This window comes from Massilia sp. Root335, assembly GCF_001425685.1.
GTDB lineage: Bacteria > Pseudomonadota > Gammaproteobacteria > Burkholderiales > Burkholderiaceae_D > Telluria > Telluria luteola.
Genome location: NZ_LMCY01000018.1, coordinates 252 through 3,522, shown reverse-complemented (window position 1 = coordinate 3,522; position 3,271 = coordinate 252). Strand labels below are relative to the sequence as shown.

4 protein-coding genes are annotated in these 3,271 nt (G+C 50.5%); all 4 read right to left on the bottom strand.

Going from position 1 to position 3,271, the window contains the following annotated elements; genetic code table 11:
* A partial coding sequence (locus ASC93_RS29685; protein WP_056441521.1) for a transposase occupies positions 1-237 on the bottom strand: 237 nt, incomplete at its 3' end.
* A 257-nt stretch (positions 238-494) separates the two neighbouring features.
* The gene (locus ASC93_RS30680) at positions 495-1,091 is read right to left on the bottom strand and encodes a hypothetical protein (protein WP_157201868.1); all 597 of its coding nucleotides are present in this window, start codon (positions 1,089-1,091) and stop codon (positions 495-497) included.
* A complete protein-coding gene (locus ASC93_RS30675) occupies positions 1,075-2,061 on the bottom strand; it encodes a hypothetical protein (RefSeq protein ID WP_157201867.1) in 987 nt (328 codons plus the stop codon). The genes ASC93_RS30680 and ASC93_RS30675 overlap by 17 nt, the downstream gene beginning before the upstream one ends.
* 17 nt (positions 2,062-2,078) lie before the next feature.
* The coding region (locus tag ASC93_RS11020) for a type VI secretion system Vgr family protein (RefSeq protein WP_229412680.1) at positions 2,079-3,271 on the bottom strand (1,193 nt) is incomplete at its 5' end.

The following is a 3,271-nucleotide window of genomic DNA, read 5'->3' as shown; positions in this document are numbered from 1 at the left end:
GATCTCGGCCTTCAGACGTTCTTCGGCATACATTTTCTTCAGTCGCCGATTTTCGTCCTCGAGGTCCTTCATGCGCGCCATGAGCGACGCGTCCATCCCGCCGTACTTGGCGCGCCATTTGTAGAACGTGGCGTTGCTGATGCCGTGCTCGCGGCACAGCTCCGGTACAGGGCTGTCGGCTCCGGCTTGCTTGAGGATGGCGATGATCTGGCTTTCGGTAAATCGGGATGTCTTCATGTAGAGCTTTATGTCTTAGGTAGAAAATTCTACTTCCAAACGCGCTCTTTTTGCGGGGGATTACCTTTCATTGTTGGCCCGATTTGTTCGTGAGTAGAAATCGCGGTTCGCGGGCACTGGTTTATGGCGTCAGTATCGATTGCCCGGCGATATGAAGTATACGCAATTAGGCACTCCAGGATTAAAGCAGGTAGCGGAGCGCCAATAGGAGAATTGATGCGTGTTTGGCCTTTTCGACGAACGAAGGAGGTTACAAGTCATTTTGGGCCGGAATGATCTCTTGCCGGCACTAAACTGACTTGGAACCGCCGGCCACGGATGACTAGATTCCTCTCTTGGCTGGCCCCGTCTTCGAGGAGACGATAGCTAAATGAACCGTCGTTATTAGGAATTAAACCATTTCCGGCGTCGTCCAAGTCATCACCATGGTCGATGAGCATGCTGATGCTCTTTAGGCAACTCTGCAATAGAAGTTGGTCACGGAGCTCGATTTTTGCACGGGAAATTTCAATCAGTAGTAGATATTCCTCATAACCTGCACCACAATAACCTCGTCCCGTAGAATTTGGTCGCGACGGCTCACGGCTAAGCACAATAAATAGTGGGCCGTTCTGATCGCTGTTATCAGAAATCATACGAGCATCGTACGCTCGCATCAAGTGATTAGATGTCGCGTTGGAAACCTGATAATTTAAGTTTTTCCCGGTTTCTTTGGCGACTAAGCGGTGATTCTGCATTTTTACAGAAACCCGACTGTCGTGCGAGGACAGCAGCAAAACCTCGTCGGTAGCATTCGTTGGGATAGCGACAAAAATGTTAATGAGAATAAAAAAGAATCTAATTTTGCTTGACATGGTCCGCATAGACTACCCCTGAGTAACGCCACAGACTCTTTTTGGTCGGTGGCTTGGCGTATTCGTCCTTATCACGTTTATGTAGTTCTTGTTCTGATTTGCCTTTGTTTTCCTCCTTTGTCATATCCCATCCGATATTTGCCGTTTCATTGTCTGAGAGAATTGCTGGGTTTCGGATCCATTTTTTGTTTTCTTTATCCCATTCGTGATAATGTCCCGAGTTCCAGCGACACCACGTTTCTAGCTGTAATTGCTCCTCGGTAAAAGTGCGTTTTTCGCCTCCTTTTAGGTAAATTTCTGCTTCTTTTCTTTTTGTGCGATAAAGCGTGACACCGGCGCGAATATTTGCTTTCCAATCCCAAGCCTCATTATATTTTGGTTTCGGGTCGGTTAATTGTGTTAGGCCGTATCCGCCATCAAAGGCGACAATGGGTTCGTGATCCGCACTGATAAATTGTTTAAATTTGCTTTCTTGATCTACAAGGCGGTCGAACCCTGGAATGTTGTCAAAGGTTGCAATATACTCCCTGATCTTGTCTTCGGTTGGATTTGTTCCTAGAATTTGAACTGATCTTCGTAAGGTCGTGGTGCCAGATTTTACGACTACAGTTAAGGTGCCACCTAAGCATAGGCCATTTAGATCGGCCGTCCATGAAGTGATGCCTTCAAATTCTTTCCCAGTTTGGTTCCAGTTTTTGATAGTGCGCCCTCGTTTTTTTGATTCACGAAGGCCGCTAGTGGCCGCCGCCCACTTAATTTCCCATTTCCAAATACATTTCTGACTCTCGTCTACTTCTGGTTGGAAAAAGATTCGTGGAAACACTCCGTTTTCGTCGATATAAAATTTCTCGCCTTCGGCTGGGCTTTTCCACGATCCGCTGCTATTTTTCACAACCACTTTAACTAGGGAGCCCTTGGTCTCGTTCGCCTTGGCGCCAGTGGCGACTTGCTTAAATTCGTTGTCGCTCATAAACGATGACTCCTGATCTAGAGAATTTCAACAGATAGTTCTTGCGGCGACGAGGTGTAAATCCGGTCAGTTAGTCCTTGTGCATTCGTTACGCCTTCCCAGCATTGCCCATCCGCCGCGTGGATTCGATACTGGCGATGTGCCAGTGGCGTTTCTCCGTCCTCAGCAACAAAGTGAAAACGCTCATCAAATTTCCCGCGTTCCGGTATCGGTATAAAATTTTTAGTGCTTTTCGTGTAGTTGGGATGAGGACGATTTTGAGGGCCAAGTGTTTCTAAGTTTCCGTGAATGAGCACAGGCGTGGAGGTGTAGATCTGCACCCGGTCGCTGACTTCTACCATGCTCCCGGCACCGTGCAGTCGCACCCCTTTTTTGCCCTTCAAGTCCACCCAGTCGGATTGACTGATCAGTGTGAGCACCTTACGCGCAATGACGTCGACGTCGTCGTCCTGGGCATGAACCGTCACTTTGCCGGCCGCCGCGATTAACTTCATACCGGCCGTTTGAATGAATAGCCGAAAGGTTTGCTTGATGCTAGCGAATAAGCTATCCCCGGTCGCGATTGATAAACTGCGGCCAGTTGTTAGCGACGTGTGTTCGCTGCTCGCGATGTGAGTCGACTTCGCGGTGGTGGTTTCGATGCCAGTTGGACTGGCCAACACGAGGTGAGGCTCCGTCAATTCGGGAAATTTGTCGCCGTTTCCTCGAATGGAGTCGTTCTGCGCCTCTAAAGCATCGGCCACATCGTGCTGCTGCCCGCTTTCCTGGGCTTCGCACTTCAGTGCAGCGACGGCGAGAGCGGCATGCAACTCATGTGCAGTTTCGAGTCGTTGGATGGTTTCGCCCATATCTTTCATGGATGATTGTGCGCGCTGGCGACTCTCGGTCGTGACCAGCAAGCCCGCAGCCGCGCGCGCCACCCCATGTCCGTCCGTGCGTAGCTCAAAGCCTTCGCCGCGGACATCCTTGCGACCGCTGGTATCGTCGATGCGGCTGATATGGCCCAGCGACAGCTGGCTACACTGATGATCGCTTTTCAACTGCGCCTGGATCTTCCCGGCCGTGTCGTCAAGGATCAGGTGATTGCCACGCCTGCCACTGGCGCCTCCATGCAATTCCCGACTCCGCAGCCCGGACAAGGCCTGCTGTCCCGGCAACTTCCACGGCGGCATATGTGTGTAGTTATAAAGCGCCCCGAGAATGACGGGAT

Coding starts and splice junctions, on each gene's coding strand:
- ASC93_RS30680 (WP_157201868.1), bottom strand. CDS start 1,091: ATGTCAAGCAAAATTAGATTCTTTTTTATTCTCATTAACATTTTTGTC.
- ASC93_RS30675 (WP_157201867.1), bottom strand. CDS start 2,061: ATGAGCGACAACGAATTTAAGCAAGTCGCCACTGGCGCCAAGGCGAAC.